This window comes from Bradyrhizobium sp. Crot121 (assembly GCF_059512385.1).
This window is the reverse complement of the sequence record NZ_JCAMOR010000352.1, coordinates 1-480: the sequence shown is the minus strand read 5'-3', so window position 1 is coordinate 480 and position 480 is coordinate 1. Positions and strand designations below refer to the sequence as shown.

Below are 480 nucleotides of genomic sequence, written 5' to 3'. Positions count from 1 at the left end.
GCCGGCACGCGAAGCAGAGTTAAGTCTGCCTAACCGCATGCGAATATCCCTCGTTTACACCGGCTTATCGAAGCGCTGCATAAAAGTGACACGATCTATGGATTCGCTCGACTTCTGGATGCCGCCCTCGACCGGGGCAAGAATCTCAACTTTTATGTCGTCGGGATCGCGATAAACGACCGCCACACTTGAGCCCCGGTCGATGAAATCGACCGGCTCATAGCCAATCGACGCCATTCGGTTCATCGCCTTTACGAGCGCCTGCGGTGAACGGAACTTAATCCCACCACCGACAAGATCGATGCGCTCACCAACTCGCGGGACCTGCGCATCGGGCAGATTCTCCGCGGCGGAGCCAGCCAGACCAAGGGATAGGGGGCCAAAAAAGAACCTGTGATGCTCGTGATCCCAAGAGCTGGCGATACACGTTGGCTGCGGGCGCGATTGAAGCTGAGCGCCGGTCAGTGCCTGGTAGAAGGC

1 protein-coding gene is annotated in these 480 nt (G+C 57.9%); it reads right to left on the bottom strand.

The annotated features are described in order from the left end of the window. Positions 1 to 54: 54 nt before the first annotated feature. On the bottom strand, positions 55 to 480 hold a 426-nt coding region (locus tag AC5ZGW_RS46935; protein WP_496114244.1), incomplete at its 5' end, for a VOC family protein.